Annotated in this window: 1 protein-coding gene; it reads right to left on the bottom strand. The window is 48.6% G+C overall.

Going from position 1 to position 323, the window contains the following annotated elements:
- Positions 1 to 136: 136 nt before the first annotated feature.
- On the bottom strand, positions 137 to 323 hold a 187-nt coding region (locus P364_RS37710), incomplete at its 5' end, for a hypothetical protein (RefSeq protein ID WP_036695392.1).

Here is a 323-nt window from a genome sequence, read left to right as displayed (position 1 = left end):
CCTAGTTGAAAACTGGGTCCACAGCATCCGCCGCCAACCATGGCAAACCGAAGCGTATGCACACCTGCTTCTTTCATCATTGCCTCGATATAGGTTTTAGCACCATCGGTAATCATCATCCTCGGTTGACTCCTCTCTATACTTCACTCGTACTTCCCGCTTCAGTCCAGGTCTTTAAGCTATCATAACCAACTACTTCTCTGGATTCCCATGGTATAATCACGGTGTTTCCATCCGAAGCTTTATGAATCTGCTGAATCCATTCCTGCTCAGCGATGGCCCGTCCGCTAAGAATGGGGTCCATGGTGTCTGTCACGGCAAAA

It is taken from the genome of Paenibacillus sp. MAEPY2, assembly GCF_000499205.1.
Lineage (GTDB): Bacteria > Bacillota > Bacilli > Paenibacillales > Paenibacillaceae > Paenibacillus > Paenibacillus vandeheii.
This window is presented reverse-complemented; position numbering and strand designations above follow the sequence as displayed.